The sequence below is a fragment of the Streptococcus sp. Marseille-Q6379 genome, assembly GCF_965119505.1.
The window spans coordinates 471,346-486,226 of sequence record NZ_CBCPLV010000001.1; the positions used below are offsets into that span (position 1 = coordinate 471,346).

16 protein-coding genes are annotated in these 14,881 nt (G+C 41.5%); 14 read left to right on the forward strand and 2 right to left on the reverse strand.

Translation table 11 applies throughout. The features are described from left to right. The first annotated feature begins 3 nt into the window (after positions 1-3). The 8 genes from ACWPVZ_RS02365 (at position 4) to ACWPVZ_RS02400 (ending at position 6,171) form a co-directional block, all read left to right on the forward strand. On the forward strand, positions 4-879 hold the full coding sequence (locus tag ACWPVZ_RS02365; protein ID WP_414341310.1) for a DNA polymerase III subunit delta': 876 nt from the start codon (positions 4-6) through the stop codon (positions 877-879). After that, on the forward strand, positions 876-1,682 hold the full coding sequence (gene ricT, locus ACWPVZ_RS02370; RefSeq protein ID WP_073950236.1) for a regulatory iron-sulfur-containing complex subunit RicT: 807 nt from the start codon (positions 876-878) through the stop codon (positions 1,680-1,682). The genes ACWPVZ_RS02365 and ricT overlap by 4 nt, the downstream gene beginning before the upstream one ends. Beyond that, positions 1,669-1,989: a DNA replication initiation control protein YabA gene (gene yabA / locus ACWPVZ_RS02375; RefSeq protein ID WP_002887582.1), complete on the forward strand. Its 321-nt coding sequence runs from the start codon at positions 1,669-1,671 to the stop codon at positions 1,987-1,989. Before ricT ends, yabA begins: the two co-directional genes overlap by 14 nt. 2 nt (positions 1,990-1,991) lie before the next feature. Then, positions 1,992-2,858, forward strand: coding sequence for a 16S rRNA (cytidine(1402)-2'-O)-methyltransferase (gene rsmI / locus ACWPVZ_RS02380; protein WP_002890224.1), 867 nt, complete (start codon positions 1,992-1,994; stop codon positions 2,856-2,858). 139 nt (positions 2,859-2,997) lie between these two features. Next, positions 2,998-4,233 (forward strand): ammonium transporter, encoded by a 1,236-nt coding sequence (locus ACWPVZ_RS02385; protein ID WP_414341309.1) that lies wholly within the window; start codon positions 2,998-3,000, stop codon positions 4,231-4,233. Positions 4,234-4,243: 10 nt separating this feature from the next. Next, positions 4,244-4,585, forward strand: coding sequence for a P-II family nitrogen regulator (locus tag ACWPVZ_RS02390; protein WP_347095736.1), 342 nt, complete (start codon positions 4,244-4,246; stop codon positions 4,583-4,585). Between the two features lie 90 nt (positions 4,586-4,675). Next, the gene (locus tag ACWPVZ_RS02395) at positions 4,676-5,332 is read left to right on the forward strand and encodes a glucosaminidase domain-containing protein (RefSeq protein WP_002890229.1); all 657 of its coding nucleotides are present in this window, start codon (positions 4,676-4,678) and stop codon (positions 5,330-5,332) included. Positions 5,333-5,349: 17 nt separating this feature from the next. After that, on the forward strand, positions 5,350-6,171 hold the full coding sequence (locus ACWPVZ_RS02400) for a Cof-type HAD-IIB family hydrolase (protein WP_414341308.1): 822 nt from the start codon (positions 5,350-5,352) through the stop codon (positions 6,169-6,171). Positions 6,172-6,312: 141 nt separating this feature from the next. Here the strand turns inward: ACWPVZ_RS02400 and tnpA are convergent, their stop codons facing one another. Together tnpA and ACWPVZ_RS02410 are read right to left on the reverse strand one after the other, a co-directional pair. Then, a complete protein-coding gene (tnpA, locus tag ACWPVZ_RS02405) occupies positions 6,313-6,786 on the reverse strand; it encodes an IS200/IS605 family transposase (RefSeq protein ID WP_002891962.1) in 474 nt (157 codons plus the stop codon). 148 nt (positions 6,787-6,934) lie between these two features. Next, positions 6,935-7,444 (reverse strand): YgjV family protein, encoded by a 510-nt coding sequence (locus ACWPVZ_RS02410; RefSeq protein ID WP_414341307.1) that lies wholly within the window; start codon positions 7,442-7,444, stop codon positions 6,935-6,937. 224 nt (positions 7,445-7,668) lie between these two features. On the opposite strand from ACWPVZ_RS02410, the gene ACWPVZ_RS02415 reads away from it, so the two are divergent. From ACWPVZ_RS02415 to glyQ, 6 genes are all read left to right on the forward strand, one after another. Continuing rightward, positions 7,669-8,727, forward strand: a complete 1,059-nt coding sequence (locus tag ACWPVZ_RS02415) for an SH3 domain-containing protein (protein WP_414341306.1) — start codon at positions 7,669-7,671, stop codon at positions 8,725-8,727. Between the two features lie 136 nt (positions 8,728-8,863). Further along, positions 8,864-10,495: a Na/Pi cotransporter family protein gene (locus ACWPVZ_RS02420; protein ID WP_002890237.1), complete on the forward strand. Its 1,632-nt coding sequence runs from the start codon at positions 8,864-8,866 to the stop codon at positions 10,493-10,495. Positions 10,496-10,579: 84 nt separating this feature from the next. Next, positions 10,580-11,728 (forward strand): N-acetylglucosamine-6-phosphate deacetylase, encoded by a 1,149-nt coding sequence (nagA, locus tag ACWPVZ_RS02425; protein ID WP_414341305.1) that lies wholly within the window; start codon positions 10,580-10,582, stop codon positions 11,726-11,728. Positions 11,729-11,833: 105 nt separating this feature from the next. Further along, the gene (locus ACWPVZ_RS02430) at positions 11,834-13,078 is read left to right on the forward strand and encodes a YkvI family membrane protein (protein WP_414341304.1); all 1,245 of its coding nucleotides are present in this window, start codon (positions 11,834-11,836) and stop codon (positions 13,076-13,078) included. A gap of 272 nt (positions 13,079-13,350) precedes the next feature. Continuing rightward, positions 13,351-13,722: a GFA family protein gene (locus tag ACWPVZ_RS02435; protein WP_414341303.1), complete on the forward strand. Its 372-nt coding sequence runs from the start codon at positions 13,351-13,353 to the stop codon at positions 13,720-13,722. Between the two features lie 211 nt (positions 13,723-13,933). Next, positions 13,934-14,851: a glycine--tRNA ligase subunit alpha gene (glyQ, locus tag ACWPVZ_RS02440; RefSeq protein WP_002886077.1), complete on the forward strand. Its 918-nt coding sequence runs from the start codon at positions 13,934-13,936 to the stop codon at positions 14,849-14,851. The last annotated feature ends 30 nt before the right edge of the window (positions 14,852-14,881 follow it).

The window sequence follows — 14,881 nt, forward strand, 5'->3', positions numbered from 1 at the left end:
AAGATGAAGTTAGCTGAAAGTCAAAGCAAACTATTTGAAGAGTTTTCACAAATTATCAGGGAAAATCGTTTGAGTCATGCTTATTTGTTTTCGGGTGATTTTGGAAGTCTCGACATGGCTATTTGGCTAGCACAGAGTCGATTTTGTGTGACTCCTGAGAATGGTCTACCTTGTGGTCATTGTCGTCCCTGTCGCTTGATTGCACAGGGGGACTTTTCTGATGTTAAATTAGTAGAACCACAAGGACAGATTATTAAGACGGACACGATTCGTCAGTTGACCAGAGAGTTTAGTCAATCGAGTTTTGAGGGGCAGGCTCAGGTGTTTATCATTCGTGATGCAGATAAGATGCATGTCAATGCTGCCAATAGTCTATTAAAGTTTATTGAAGAACCTCAAAGTCAGATTTATATTTTTCTTTTGACAGCTGATGATAGTCGTATTTTATCGACGATTAAAAGTCGAGCTCAACTCTTTTATTTTCCTAAGAATCGGGCTTATCTAGAAGAATTGCTGCAGAAGGAAGGCTTGTTGCTGACACAAGCCAAAGTGTTGGCGGACTTTGCTAAAGATGATGTTCAGGCTTTAGACTTAGCTAAGGATAATAGGATTCTTGATCTGATTAATACAGTAGAGCGTTTCACACAGTCCCTGCTATCTAATCAGGACCTGCTTTATTTGGATGTTGCAAAACTGGCTGTCCAGTGTAGTGAAAAGTCGGAACAAGAGATGGTCTGGGCTTTTTTAACTTATCAATTGGGGAAGGATATACAAAATCCACAAGCAAGACGATGGTTAGGCTTAGTTTATGAGGCACGAAAAATGTGGCTAGCTAATGTCAGCTTTCAAAATGCGATGGAGTATATGGTATTATCATGACAGAAGTCATTGGAATAAAATTTGAAGAAACTGGAGCAGTAGAATATGTTGTTCCTGATAAAAATTATGCCAAAGATGACTTTGTAGTCGTTTTGGAGAAAAAAGATAAACGCCTAGCCCAGGTTGTCATGGAAAACTCTGATTTTCCTGAGGTTAGTTTGCCTGCGGATTTGAATCGGGTTGAAGGATTGGCAGGAGAGAAAGATTTTGCTAGATATGATGAAAATCTTTTGAAGGCTGAAAAGAGTATGGGAGTAGTAGCTGATTTAATTGCTCAAAATCAGCTAGAAATGAAGGTCGTTGACATTGTCTTTCCGCTAAATTGCTCTTATGTGCTAATCAGTTTTGTTGCTGAAAAACGGGTAGATTTTCGTCAATTGCTCAAAGATCTGGCTTCTTACTTTAAGACACGTATTGAGTTGCGCCAAATTTCAAGTCGTGAGGAATCAAAGATTTATGGTGGCTTAGGACCTTGTGGGCGGGCACTTTGTTGTTCTAGTTTTTTGGGTGAATTCCCACCAGTATCAATTAAGATGGCTAAAAACCAAAGTTTATCTTTGAATTCTGGTAAGATGAACGGGGTCTGTGGTCGACTTATGTGTTGTCTCAGTTATGAAGATGACTTTTACCGAGATAGCAAGGCTAGTTATCCTGACTTGGGTGATGACATTGAAACCAAGGATGGCACAGGTCAGGTCGTTGCCATTGATGTAATTGCAGGGACTATTAAGGTTGTATTTGAAAAAGGGCGTGCGCCCCTAACTTATGGAGTGGAGGAAGTTCAGCTAAATGGAAAAGCGTGAATTGTATGATAAATTCGAGGAATTATCACAAAATTTGATGTCGATGTTGGCAGAAGTGGAAGCAATTAAGGCGAACTTCTCAGGGATTCTTGATGAAAATACGGCCCTCAAGTTGGAAAACGACAAGCTACGTGAGCACTTGAGTCAAGTGGTTCAAGAGGAGACAGGGACTAAAATGTCTCATGGCAAGGTAAATCTCGAGGCTATTTATGATGATGGATTCCATATTTGTCCAGATTTTTATGGCCAACGTCGTGATAATAATGAAGCTTGTGGCTTCTGTGCAGAATTGTTGTACGGAGACTAAACATGCAGGTTCAAAAGAGTTTTAAGGGGCAATCTAGCTACGGCACCCTCTATCTGGTTCCCACTCCTATTGGGAATTTGCAGGATATGACTTTTCGTAGTGTGCAAATCCTGAAAGAGGTGGATCTTATTTGTGCGGAGGACACGCGCAATACGGGTCTCTTGCTCAAGCATTTTGAGATTGAAACGAAGCAGTATTCTTTTCATGAGCACAATGCTTATGAGAAAATTCCAGATTTACTGGAGCGCTTGAAGTCAGGTCTTTCTTTGGCTCAGGTTTCTGATGCGGGGATGCCTTCTATTTCGGATCCTGGGCATGATTTGGTCAAAGCTGCCATTGCAGAGGATATTCCAGTGGTGGCCTTACCGGGAGCATCGGCTGGTATTACAGCCTTGATTGCCAGTGGTTTAGCACCCCAACCTCATATTTTTTATGGCTTCCTACCCCGTAAAAAAGGACAGCAGATTGATTTCTTCAAGGAAAAACTGTCTTATCCTGAGACACAGATTTTTTACGAGTCACCTTACCGTGTGGCGGATACTCTTGAAAATATGCATGAGGTCTATGGCAACCGTCAAGTAACTTTAGTTCGAGAATTGACCAAGCTTTATGAAGAGTACCAACGAGGATCTATTTCAGAAGTTTTAGATTATATTGCTAGTAATCCTCTCAAGGGTGAATGTTTACTGATTGTGGCTGGAGCTTCTGAAAATGATAAGGAAGAAAATCTAACATCAAATGTTACCCCGGTAGAGGCTGTAGAAGCTTTAATTGCCTCTGGAATGAAACCTAATCAGGCTATAAAAACCGTTGCTAAAGAGCGAAAAATGAATAGACAAGAGCTTTATAACCTTTTTCATGGGGTTTAAGAGGCTCTTTTTTTTTTGTGGCAACACAAGATGTTAGAAAAGAAAGAATTATCGAAAAATTCCGTAAATAAGCTTGTATGCCTCATAATTTTGTGTTATATTATCTGACATAAAATAATTTACGCATTGGAGTGGTTTCATGGATACAGGTAGCAGTGCCTTTATATTGATTTGTTCTGCCATGGTTTGTTTGATGACACCGGCCTTGGCCTTCTTCTATGGTGGGCTTGGACGTCGTAAGAATGTTATCAATACCATGATGATGTCTGTTCTTCCCTTAGCTATAGCTTCTCTCTTGTGGATTGTTGCTGGCTACTCGCTTTCTTTTGGCGGTCATGGGAATTTCTTCGGTAATTTCAGTCACCTTTTTTTAAATGGTGTGTCTGAAACGGCCTCAAGCCGTGGTTTAACCATTCCTGATATGTTATTTGCTGCTTTTCAGATGATGTTTTCGATTATCTGTGTGGCGATATTGATGGGTTCAGTGGTAGGACGGATGCGCTTTACACCTTTAGCCATTTTTGTTGTCTTTTGGTTACTTTTTGTCTATTATCCATTTGCACATATGGTTTGGGATGAAGGGCTCCTTGCAAAATGGGGGACGATTGACTTTGCAGGTGGTGATGTGGTTCATATTACCTCAGGTGTATCAGCCCTAGTTTTGGCAATCGTTGTTGGTAAACGGCGTGATTTTGGCATTTTAGAACACCGTCCTCATAATGTTCCTTTTGTCCTATTGGGAGCGGGTCTCTTATGGTTTGGTTGGTTTGGCTTTAATGCAGGATCAGCCTTGGCTGCTAATGGTTTGGCAGTTCACGCGCTAGTAACCACTCATGTGTCAGCTGCTGCAGCCATGTTTTCATGGTTGGCAATTGAAAAACATGTCACTGGACATCCATCCTTGGTTGGTGGTTCAACCGGTTTGGTGGCAGGTCTGGTTGCAATCACACCTGGAGCTGGTTTTGTTTCAATTTGGAGTGCTATTCTAATTGGTCTTATGGTTAGTCCGATTTGTTTCTATGCTATTTCAGTCTTGAAGAAACGTTTTGCTTATGATGATGCTTTGGACGCTTTTGGTTGCCATGGTGTTGGAGGTATCTTTGGTGGTTTTGCCACTGCGATTTTTACGACACCAGATTCAGCCCTAGATAAGGCCAATATTGGCTTGATTTATGGAAAAGCGCATCTGTTTATTGTGACATTTTTGGCTATTATTTTTACAGCTATTTGGTCTGCTCTTGTGACCTATGGTATTATTAAAGTAATTGCTCATTATATGCCTTTACGTGTTAGTGACCGTGATGAAGCTATTGGTCTCGATGACTGTGAACACAAGGAAACAGCCTATCCAACCTTTATGGGCTTAGATTCGTAGGAGAATACAGATGAAAAAAGTAGAAGCGATTATTCGTTCGGATAAATTAGAAGATTTGAAAAATGCCTTGACTGGTAGTGGTCTGGCTAAGGGAATGACTGTAAGTCAAGTCCTAGGTTATGGTAATCAACGTGGCTTTGCAGAGTTTGTTCGGGGACAGCGCATTGTTCCTACCTTATTAGCTAAGGTTAAGGTTGAGATTGTAGTCAAGGACATGGCAGTTGACGAAGTTGTTGATGCTATTCGTAGAGCCGTGGCGACAGGAGAAGTTGGTGATGGGAAGATTTTTATTGTTCCTATTGATGATGTTATCCGTATTCGTACTGGTGAACGCGGTGGAGACGCCATATAATATAATGGAGGCTTAAACCGGTTAGTTTGGGTCTTTTTTAGTGAATTTTGATATACTTAGAGAAGTTAGTATGATTGAGGGGGTGACCAATTGGCAAAAGGAAAAAAGAAAAGCAAGTCGAAAGCTAGACCTAAGAAAACTAAAAAGAAAAAGAAGTCTTTCTTGCTCTTTCCAAAATTTTTCCAGAAGTGGAGTCTGATTTTTATTGGGCTATTTGCCTTATTGGGACTCCTTGCTAGTTTGAATTTTCCAAGGTTGACCATGGAAAAGAACATGACATCTACGGATGAGACGACGGTTGCTTTTATTGCCGAGATTGGCGAGACGTCCCGCTATTTGGCGGCTAGAAACGATCTTTATGCATCTGTCATGATTGCTCAGGCCATCTTGGAATCTGACTCTGGACAATCTACTTTGAGTCAGAAGCCGTCCTATAACTTCTTTGGAATTAAGGGGGACTACAATGGTCAAAGTGTAACCCTACCAACCTGGGAGGATGATGGTAAGGGCAATCCTTACTATATTGATGCAGCTTTTCGTTCTTATGGCTCTGTGGAAAATTCTTTACAGGACTACGTAGACTTCCTTGAGGGCAGCTACTATGTAGGGGTACACCGTTCCAAGACTAAGAATTATAAGGATGCCACAGCTGCCCTAACAGGGGTCTATGCTACGGATACAACCTATGGAGACAAATTAAACAGCATCATTGAACAATATCAGTTAACTATTTATGATACTTATTAGGGTCGAAGGAGAGTAAAATGAATCAGAACCAAGTGAAACTCATTGCAATAGATATGGACGGGACGCTCTTAAATAGCCAAAAAGAGATTCCTGAAGAGAATATTAAGGCTATTCAAGAAGCGGCTGAAGCAGGCATTAAAATCGTACTTTGTACAGGTCGCCCACGTTCGGGCATTCTTCCACATTTTGAGAAATTAGGACTGAGTGAAGAAGAGTATATTATCATGAACAATGGTTGTTCAACTTATGAGACAAAAAATTGGACCTTGCTGCAATATGAAAGTTTATCTCGCACTGAGATGGAAGAACTCTTGCAGGCTTGCGAAGACTTTCCAGAGGTGGCTCTAACCTTGACTGGAGAAAAGACTTACTATGTTGTGGGCGATGAGGTGCCTGAGTTAGTAGCTTATGATGCTGGGACTGTCTTCACAGAAGCGAAAGCTAGGAGTTTGGAAGAAATCTTTGCGGAAGGGCAAGTGATTTTCCAAGCCATGTATATGGCAGATTCTGAACCTTTGGACGCCTTCCAAAACGCCGTGCAAGATGGACTTAGTCAGAGCTATAGCACAGTTCGTAGTCAAGACTATATCTTTGAAATTATGCCACAAGGGGCAACAAAGGCTAGCGGGCTTAAACATTTAGCAGAAAAGCTTGACATTAACCCAGATCAAATCATGGCTCTAGGTGATGCTGCTAATGACCTTGAAATGCTTCAATTCGTCGGTCAAAGCGTTGCCATGGGTAATGCGAGTGACGACATTAAGGCTTTGTGTAAGTATGTGACTTTGACAAATGACGAGGCAGGTGTGGCACACGCCATTCGTACTTGGGCTCTATAAGAGTCAAAACCACCCGTGAGAACGGGTGGCTTGCTCTTCGGCTGAAAGCCTCTGCTACCGGCCGAGGCCTAAAGGCCTACCGAATGGTTTCCCTTCAGCACCACCTTTGCTAGCTGACCCGTCTAGCGGGTCTCTTTAAGATTACTTTCTTTTATTCTTCTCACCTGTAAACGGATCATACTCCTCAAATAGACTTAGCTGATCTGCTATCACGTCTTCTTGTAATTGATTACGAATATATTCTTCAATTCGCTTCTGATTTCGTCCAACCGTATCAACATAAAACCCTCGACACCAAAATTTGCGATTCCCATATTTATACTTTAAATTAGCGTGTCGATCAAATATCATTAAGCTACTTTTGCCCTTTAAATATCCCATAAATGAGGAAATACTTAGTTTCGGTGGTATACTCACCAACATGTGAATATGGTCTGGGCAAGCTTCTGCTTCATGAATTTCAACACCTTTTCTTTCGCATAATAATCGTAAGATTTGACCAATACTTGCTTTGTATTTCCCATAAATTATCTGACGTCGATATTTGGGTGCGAACACAATATGATACTTACAATTCCATGTAGTATGTGCTAAACTATTATTATCCTGTCTCATCAGGGGTCCTCCTTTTGTATATTAGTTAGCGGTCGGGAAACCTTATCTAATATAACACTTTAGGGGGACTTTTTTGATACATCGCTAAAAGCTTTTCGGAACCACTAGCACAGCTAGTGGTTTTCGTGAGACAAAAAGACCTTTAGCTTTATTGTTTGCTAAAGGTTTTTCGATTTCTGATAATGGCAATGAGAGTAGTAAGTGTGATAGTGACATCAGTGATGGCAGCTGGGTAAGCCTGAATGGTCAAATCGTAAATGAGCCAGAGTAACATATTTTCAATAATGACCCAGCGAAGCCACTGAAGGTTTGGTGTGGTAGCAATCGCTAGGCTATAGGAGACGGAGGAAATTATAGGTAAATAACCAATAATCCCCAGTTGATTGAGATAGGTTCCGACGATGATTTGAATAATGATGAGGATGGTCAAGATAGTTTTGGTCATCTTCTTTTTGACCATCAAGCTATTACGAATGATGGAAATACTAATGGTTAAAGCACCCGTATAGCCCCCTAGAAGTAGGTTGGCAATAGCAGTAAAAATATAGTCGGTAATTTGCCAGACGAGCATGTTATTTTTTGATTTTGCAAAAGAGGATATGGCGACACATAGGGCACCTATGGCTGAGAATACTTGTGCTAGAAGATAGATTGTCATGGTATAACTTTCAATTTTTGTCTCCATTATATCACAAGGATTCAAGATATTTTCATCTCTTTTTTAGGATTTACAGCGCTAATATGTTAGCGTTTACATTAGAAAATAATATAATAAAAGTGTAGATAAGATTGTTCCCTTAAAAGTAGAGAGAACCCTGTGTTTCCTTGTGACATAGGTCCTATCTTTACTTTATGTGATAGACTAGAAATGAGGAAATGATTATGAAAAACAAATTTTCCCAAGCAATCGTGCTTTCAATGGTTACCCTTTCCTCAATGGCTTTGCTGACGGCCTGTTCCAGCCATAAGGAATCCAGTTCAGCAGATAAGACGCCTAATAGCAGCCAGGTGACCTCATCAAGTAAGGCTAAATCATCTAGTAAAGATAGCGGTAAGACTAGCAAGTCTAGTGCTAAGGTCAAGGAATCTTCGGGTTCAAAGACGGAATCTTCAAGCGCGCAAAGTAGTCAAAAGGCTTCTGCCCCAAGTTCGAGTAGCAGTCAGTCTCAATCATCATCTTCAAAGAGTTCATCAGCTTCCTCAAGCAGCCAGTCCCAGGCTCCTAAGTCTTCAGCGAGTCAATCTCAAGCTCCGAAGAGCTCAAGTGATAGTCAAGCTTCAAGTAGTCAATCTAGCAGCCAAGCTCAAGCTAAAACGGATACGCAAGTGACCACTGTAGATATGGATGTGAGTGCGGTAGCGCGTGGTCAGTTTGATAGTATTGCCGGAACTTGGAAGTCTAGTGATGGCAGTCGTTTGGTCTTTGACAATACTAGCCTAGTAGGAGATATAACTGCACAAGGCCAAGCGACAGTTCATAATTATGTACACCCGAAAGATGATTATCAAGAGGGCTCAGGTAAGTATGATGCTACCCTCTCAAGAGATAGGGGGGACACCTCTGGTATCGTTGGAGATATTAGCTTTGTCTCTAAAAAAGCAGCTATTTCTGGTCCAAGCTACGAACAAGATACCATTCAAGTAACCAGTACTGGAGGAACAAAGGTCTACTTAAAAGAATCAGATAATATGACGCTACCTAAAGACGTGACAGTTACTGACAATCAACTTCCAATTGATGGTGGTATAGCAGAATCTGGCAGCTACAAGCTTACCAAACGTACGGCTGTCAAAAATACTCCTAGTGATAAGGCTCCAGTTGAATTTTACTTAGAAGCAGGTGATCAGATTAACTTTGATATGAAGGTTACTCAAGATGGTCATAGTTGGATTTCTTACATCAGCTATAGTGGTGTTCGCCGTTATGTTCAAGTGGATTAATTGAGATATCTAGAAAGGTCAGATTTTCTTCTGATCTTTCTATTATTTTGAGGAAAAGCCTTGTTTATTCCCTAATAAATAGATACAATAGAAAGGTCGGTTTTACCGAAAAATTTTAAATAATGAGGACAAAAATGTGTCAGTAAATTGGCAAGATATTGCGTTTTCTTTCCTCGGTGGTTTGGGGCTTTTCCTCTTTAGTATCAAGTACATGGGAGATGGTCTTCAACAAGCAGCCGGAGATAAGTTGCGTTTTTACATCGATAAGTATACCAGTAATCCGTTTTTAGGGGTTTTGATTGGTATTGTCATGACGGCCTTGATTCAGTCGAGTTCAGGGGTTACCGTTATTGTCGTCGGTCTGGTTTCGGCAGGGCTTTTAAGTCTTCGTCAGGCTATTGGTATTGTCATGGGGGCAAATATCGGTACAACCGTAACTTCCTTCATGATTGGTTTCAAGCTAGGTGATTATGCCCTTCCAGTGATTTTCCTGGGGGCTGCGCTTCTCTTCTTTACAAGCAATAAGAAGCTCAATAACCTAGGTCGTATCTTGTTTGGTGTAGGGGGAATTTTCTTTGCCCTTAACCTTATGGGAGATGCGGTAGAACCTTTGAAGTCAGTTACAGCCTTTAAGGACTACTTGGCAACCTTGGGTGATCGCCCAGTCATGGGGGTTATCATCGGTGCTGGCTTGACCATGTTGATTCAGTCGTCAGCAGCGACCATCGGTATTCTTCAGAGTCTCTATTCAGGTGGTTTGCTTGACCTGCAAGGTGCCCTTCCAATCCTCTTTGGGGATAATATCGGAACAACTATTACAGCGGTTCTAGCTGCTCTTGGTTCGAACATTGCAGCTAAACGTGTGGCAGGGGCCCACGTACTGTTCAACGTCATTGGGACGGTCTTGTGTTTGATTCTCTTGGTACCATTCACAGCCTTGATTCAATGGTTTAAGTCTGTGCTTGGTTTGACACCTGAGATGACTATCGCCTTTGCTCACGGTACTTTTAACATCGCAAATACTATTGTTCAATTCCCATTCATCGGACTCTTGGCTTACCTTGTGACTAAGATTATTCCTGGTGAAGATGAGATTAACAAGTACGAAGCACTTTACTTGGACCGTTTGCTTATCACACAAGCACCAGCTATCGCCCTTGGTAATGCTAAGAAAGAATTGGTGCACTTGGCATCGTACGCCATCCAGTCTTTGGAAGCTTCCTATGCTTTCTTTGCTAAGGGAGATGAAAAATACTTCGATAAGGTTGAGAAGTATGAAACAGCAGTTAATAGTATTGACGAAGAGTTGACAACTTATTTGATTGACATCTCTAACGAATCTCTAAGCGTTTCTGAAAATGAAGTGTTGGCAAGTGTGCTTGACTCTGTTCGTGACTTGGAGCGTATTGGTGACCTTGCAGTTGCAAGTGCAAACCTTTCACAACACATTCATAATAAGGGAATTGAATTTTCTGATACTGCCAAGGCTGAGCTTGCGGATGTTTACAACCGTACTCACCGTATCGCCCTTGATAGTATTCGTGTTGTTGTAGATGACGATAAGGTACTTGCAGGTCAAGTCATCCTTCGCCATGAAGAGTTGGAAAAACTTGAAAAACAATTGCGTAAAATACATACCAAACGTCTTAACAATGGTGAGTGTACTGCGCAAGCAGGTATCAACTATGTTGATTACCTCTCACATTACACACGTATCGCAGACCATGCGATTAACCTTGTTGAAAAGGTTACAGAAGGTGTGATTTAATAGAGAAAGTCGAGAAAATTTCTCGGCTTTTTTGTTATAATGAAAGCGTATTAAAAACATAGAAAAATGATGAGAGGTGGTCCTATGACCTATTATATTTCAGCCAAACGTTTTTACTTTGAACATAAAATCAAGGAAGGTGGCTACCTAGCGGTTGAGGATAGCCGTTTTGGTGACTGGACGGAAAATGTACCAGAAGGTGCAGAGGTGCTAGATTACAGTGATTATCAGATTTCTCCGGGTCTTGTAGATACTCACATTCATGGATTTTCGGGTTATGATGTCATGGATAATTCTGAGGAAAGTCTTCTAGGCATGAGTCAAGCCTTGCTTTCAGCAGGTGTAACCTCCTTCTTACCGACAGCTTTAACAGCGCCATTTGAAGAGTTGAAGGCTATTTGCCAAACAACAGCTAATACGGTTGGAAAGGAGAGTGGTGCCAAAATTCAAGGGCTCTTCTTTGAAGGACCTTATTTCACTGAAACCTACAAGGGAGCTCAAAATCCTAAGTATATGGGCAATCCAAGTGTGGAACAATTGAAGGAATGGCAGGAGGCGGCTCAAGGAAAACTGATTAAATTGGCCCTTGCTCCTGAACGTGAGGGAGTGGCTGAATTTATCCAAGAAGCAACCAAGCAAGGTGTGACAATCGCTCTAGGTCATTCCAATGCCACATATGAAGAAGCCGTGGCAGCAGTGGAAGCCGGGGCGTCCGTTTGGGTTCACGTCTACAACGGGATGCGTGGCTTTACCCATCGTGAGCCAGGTATGGTTGGTGCAGCCTTCGATAGTCCTGAAACTATTGGTGAACTGATTGCAGATGGTCATCACGTGGTCCCTGCAGCTTGTAAGGTTCTTATCAAGCAAAAGACACCTCAAGGAGTTGCCCTAATTACAGACTGTATGTCAGCGGGAGGCTGTCCGGACGGCGACTATATGTTAGGCGAACTTCCTGTTATTGTTGAAAATGGTACCGCCCGCCTCAAAGAAGGTGGTAATCTAGCTGGATCTATCTTACAACTTAAAGACGGTGTCAAACATGTGGTTGATTGGGGACTTGTGACAGTTGCTCAAGCCTTACAAATGGCCACTAGTGTTCCAGCTAAATCGGTTGGGCTTGAAAATACTTGCGGAAGCCTAAAAGCAGGTTTACCAGCTGATTTTATTGTATTAGATGACTCCTTGGAATTACAGGCAACCTTTGTTGATGGACGAAAAGGTTGGGAAAAATAAGAGTATGAGTAGCACTTTCTTATGAAGGTGCTGTTTTTTATTGATTTTTACAAAGGTGTTAGAGTAGTGTAAAATAGAAATACTTTGTATTTTACAGGAGGTAATATGTCAAAACGTATTTGGAGCATTGCCCTGGCCTATGTTGGTGTAATGATTGGTGCAGGGGTATCTTCAGGACAGGACCTCTTACAGTATTTTGTTAGTTTTGGAGCCTGGGGACTGATAGGTGTCATAGTTCTAGGAATCTTGCATGTTGGCTTTGGGCGACTCATGATTGCTCTGGGAAGTTATTATCGCTCAGACGATCATTCAGTAGTCCTGGCAGAAATCAGTCATCCTGTTATCTACCGTATTTTGGATATCGCTTTGATTATCACTTGTTTCCTGTTTGGCTTTGTTATGACAGCGGGGGCAGGGGCTAACCTAAACCAACAGTTCGGCTTTCCGATTTGGGTAGGTGCCTTCCTGTGTACAGCTCTGACAATCTTTGTGAGTTTCCTAGATTTCAAAAAAATCATAGGTGTTATTGGAGTTTTTACCCCTATGATTTTGGTTATGATTGCCATGATATTCGTGACCAATGTTTTAGGACGTCATTGGGATTTTGCTGAGATGGATAAGGTGTCGCAAACCATTCAATCTCCCTTCCCAAGTATTTGGCTGTCTGTGGTTAATTATTTTGCTGTTTGTGTCATGTCAGCCATAGCCATGGCCTTTGTCATGGGTGGCTCTATTCTCAAAATCAATGAAGCCGAAAAGAGTGGAGCCTGGGGAGGATTTATGGTTGGTGTGATTTTCTTTGTCACAACCTTGATCCTCTTTGCTAACAGTGATAATATTGCTAGCTCGGATGTTCCTATGTTGGCTATTGCTAAGGAAGTGAATCCTATCTTTGCAACACTTTACGCTTTAGTGATTTTTGGCTTGATTTTTAATACCGTCTTTAGTCTCTACTATGCTCTTGGAAAACGCTTCTCAGCAGGTAGTGATAAACGCTTCAAGTTCTTTGTGGCTGCATTTGCCCTTGCTGGTTTTGCTATTTCCTTCATGGGTTTCCGTCAACTGGTAGCGGTTATGTATCCTATTATCGGTTATTTGGGAATGCTGATGTTGGTAGTGCTAGTTGTTGCTAGCTACCGCAAAAAAGCTAAGATTCGTAAGGAGAAGGAAATTCGAAATCATCTCTTGTCTATCGTTGAGAAAGCTTATAATCCCAATCAAGACTTGACCCATCGGGACAAGAAAAAGGCCGAAGAACTTCGAGAAGCCTCAATTCTTGATAATGATATTCTCCATGAAGACTCCCATGCACATGTTCGTCAGGAAATGGGGATTAGTAAGAAGGATTAGAATTTTATTTTACAAGTTTCTCTATTTCTGCTATAATACTGACAAGAAAGAAGGGCTTATGGCGTTTTTCTAGCGAGCTTGGGACAGTGGAAGCCAAGTAGAGCAAAGTAGGCAAGTGGCGCTTTCTCTCAGCAAATAGCTGAAGACAAACAGATAAAATGAAGTAATAAATTAGGGTGGAACCGCGTTTCTGACGCCCCTAGTCGCAAGGCTTGGGTGTTGAAATTCGGTTCTTTTTGAATTGGTCTAATGCCTAAGTAGAAAGGAGTACAATGCTTAAAGGATCTTGTTTATGTAAAGCAGTGACTTACACTCTAGATGAGGAATTATCTGAATTAGTTTTTTGCCACTGTTCATTCTGTCGGAAAGCAACTGCGTCTGCCTATACAGTTAATGCTAAAGTTAGCAGTAAAAATCTAGTATTGCATGGAAAAGAAAAGCTTGTTACGTATAGTTCTTCTCCAGGAAAACAGCGCTATTACTGCCAGAACTGTCATAGTCAAATTTTCACTGTTCAAGAAAATATACCAGAAGTCTGTGCTTTGAAATTAGGTACAATAGATGAATGCTATCAGAATTTACAAACTATTCCCAAACGTCATATTTTTCAGGATCCAGCTTTTTCTTGGTTGCTTGATAAATAAACCTAAAAAGATAATATAAATTAAAGGAGTAAATAATGTCTAAAAAACTAACCTTCCACTGCGTCAGTGGCAGAGACCTCCTTACAGTCGGACTGCCTCACGCTCAGCACTAGGGTGCCTGAGCTAGACGCAGTACTAACTCGTCTTGCCTCGTATAATCGACGAGGCAGACTCGTGTCGCAAGAAATCATTTTTAATCAAGGAGTATTCAATGTCTAAGAAATTAACATTTCAAGAAATTATTTTGACTTTGCAACAATACTGGAATGACCAGGGTTGTATGCTCATGCAGGCTTATGATAATGAAAAGGGTGCGGGTACTATGAGTCCTTACACCTTCCTTCGTGCCATTGGTCCTGAGCCATGGAATGCGGCTTATGTAGAGCCATCTCGTCGTCCAGCAGATGGTCGTTACGGAGAAAACCCAAACCGCCTTTACCAACACCACCAATTCCAAGTGGTTATGAAACCTTCTCCATCAAACATCCAAGAGCTCTACCTTGAGTCATTGGAAAAATTGGGGATCAATCCTTTGGAACACGATATTCGTTTCGTTGAAGATAACTGGGAAAACCCATCAACTGGTTCAGCTGGTCTTGGTTGGGAAGTTTGGCTTGACGGTATGGAAATCACTCAGTTCACCTACTTCCAACAAGTTGGTGGATTGGCAACTGGTCCGGTAACTTCTGAGGTCACTTACGGTTTGGAGCGTTTGGCTTCTTACATCCAAGAAGTAGATTCTGTTTACGATATTGAGTGGGCTCCAGGCGTTAAATACGGGGAAATCTTCCTTCAACCAGAATACGAACACTCAAAATACAGCTTTGAAGTTTCTGACCAAGACATGCTTCTTGAAAACTTCGAAAAATTTGAAAAAGAAGCAGGACGTGCTTTGGAATTGGGTCTTGTTCACCCTGCCTATGACTACGTTTTGAAATGTTCACATACTTTTAACTTGCTAGATGCTCGTGGCGCTGTTTCTGTTACAGAACGTGCCGGTTACATTGCCCGCATCCGTAACTTGGCCCGTGTCGTTGCTAAAACCTTCGTCGCAGAACGTAAGAAACTTGGTTACCCACTTCTTGATGAAGCCACACGCGCAAAACTCCTAGCAGAAGAGGAAGAATAAGCAAAGTTACAAGAATGGAAAATGGGCGAA

Bases quoted from the DNA above. Each gene is read 5' to 3' on its own strand.
- nagA (WP_414341305.1), top strand. From the start codon at position 10,580: ATGACCTATTATATTTCAGCCAAACGTTTTTACTTTGAACATAAAATC.
- ACWPVZ_RS02430 (WP_414341304.1), top strand. From the start codon at position 11,834: ATGTCAAAACGTATTTGGAGCATTGCCCTGGCCTATGTTGGTGTAATG.
- ricT (WP_073950236.1), top strand. From the start codon at position 876: ATGACAGAAGTCATTGGAATAAAATTTGAAGAAACTGGAGCAGTAGAA.
- ACWPVZ_RS02400 (WP_414341308.1), top strand. From the start codon at position 5,350: ATGAATCAGAACCAAGTGAAACTCATTGCAATAGATATGGACGGGACG.
- ACWPVZ_RS02390 (WP_347095736.1), top strand. From the start codon at position 4,244: ATGAAAAAAGTAGAAGCGATTATTCGTTCGGATAAATTAGAAGATTTG.
- ACWPVZ_RS02385 (WP_414341309.1), top strand. From the start codon at position 2,998: ATGGATACAGGTAGCAGTGCCTTTATATTGATTTGTTCTGCCATGGTT.
- glyQ (WP_002886077.1), top strand. From the start codon at position 13,934: ATGTCTAAGAAATTAACATTTCAAGAAATTATTTTGACTTTGCAACAA.
- tnpA (WP_002891962.1), bottom strand. From the start codon at position 6,786: ATGAGACAGGATAATAATAGTTTAGCACATACTACATGGAATTGTAAG.
- ACWPVZ_RS02435 (WP_414341303.1), top strand. From the start codon at position 13,351: ATGCTTAAAGGATCTTGTTTATGTAAAGCAGTGACTTACACTCTAGAT.
- ACWPVZ_RS02410 (WP_414341307.1), bottom strand. From the start codon at position 7,444: ATGACAATCTATCTTCTAGCACAAGTATTCTCAGCCATAGGTGCCCTA.
- rsmI (WP_002890224.1), top strand. From the start codon at position 1,992: ATGCAGGTTCAAAAGAGTTTTAAGGGGCAATCTAGCTACGGCACCCTC.
- yabA (WP_002887582.1), top strand. From the start codon at position 1,669: ATGGAAAAGCGTGAATTGTATGATAAATTCGAGGAATTATCACAAAAT.
- ACWPVZ_RS02415 (WP_414341306.1), top strand. From the start codon at position 7,669: ATGAAAAACAAATTTTCCCAAGCAATCGTGCTTTCAATGGTTACCCTT.
- ACWPVZ_RS02365 (WP_414341310.1), top strand. From the start codon at position 4: ATGAAGTTAGCTGAAAGTCAAAGCAAACTATTTGAAGAGTTTTCACAA.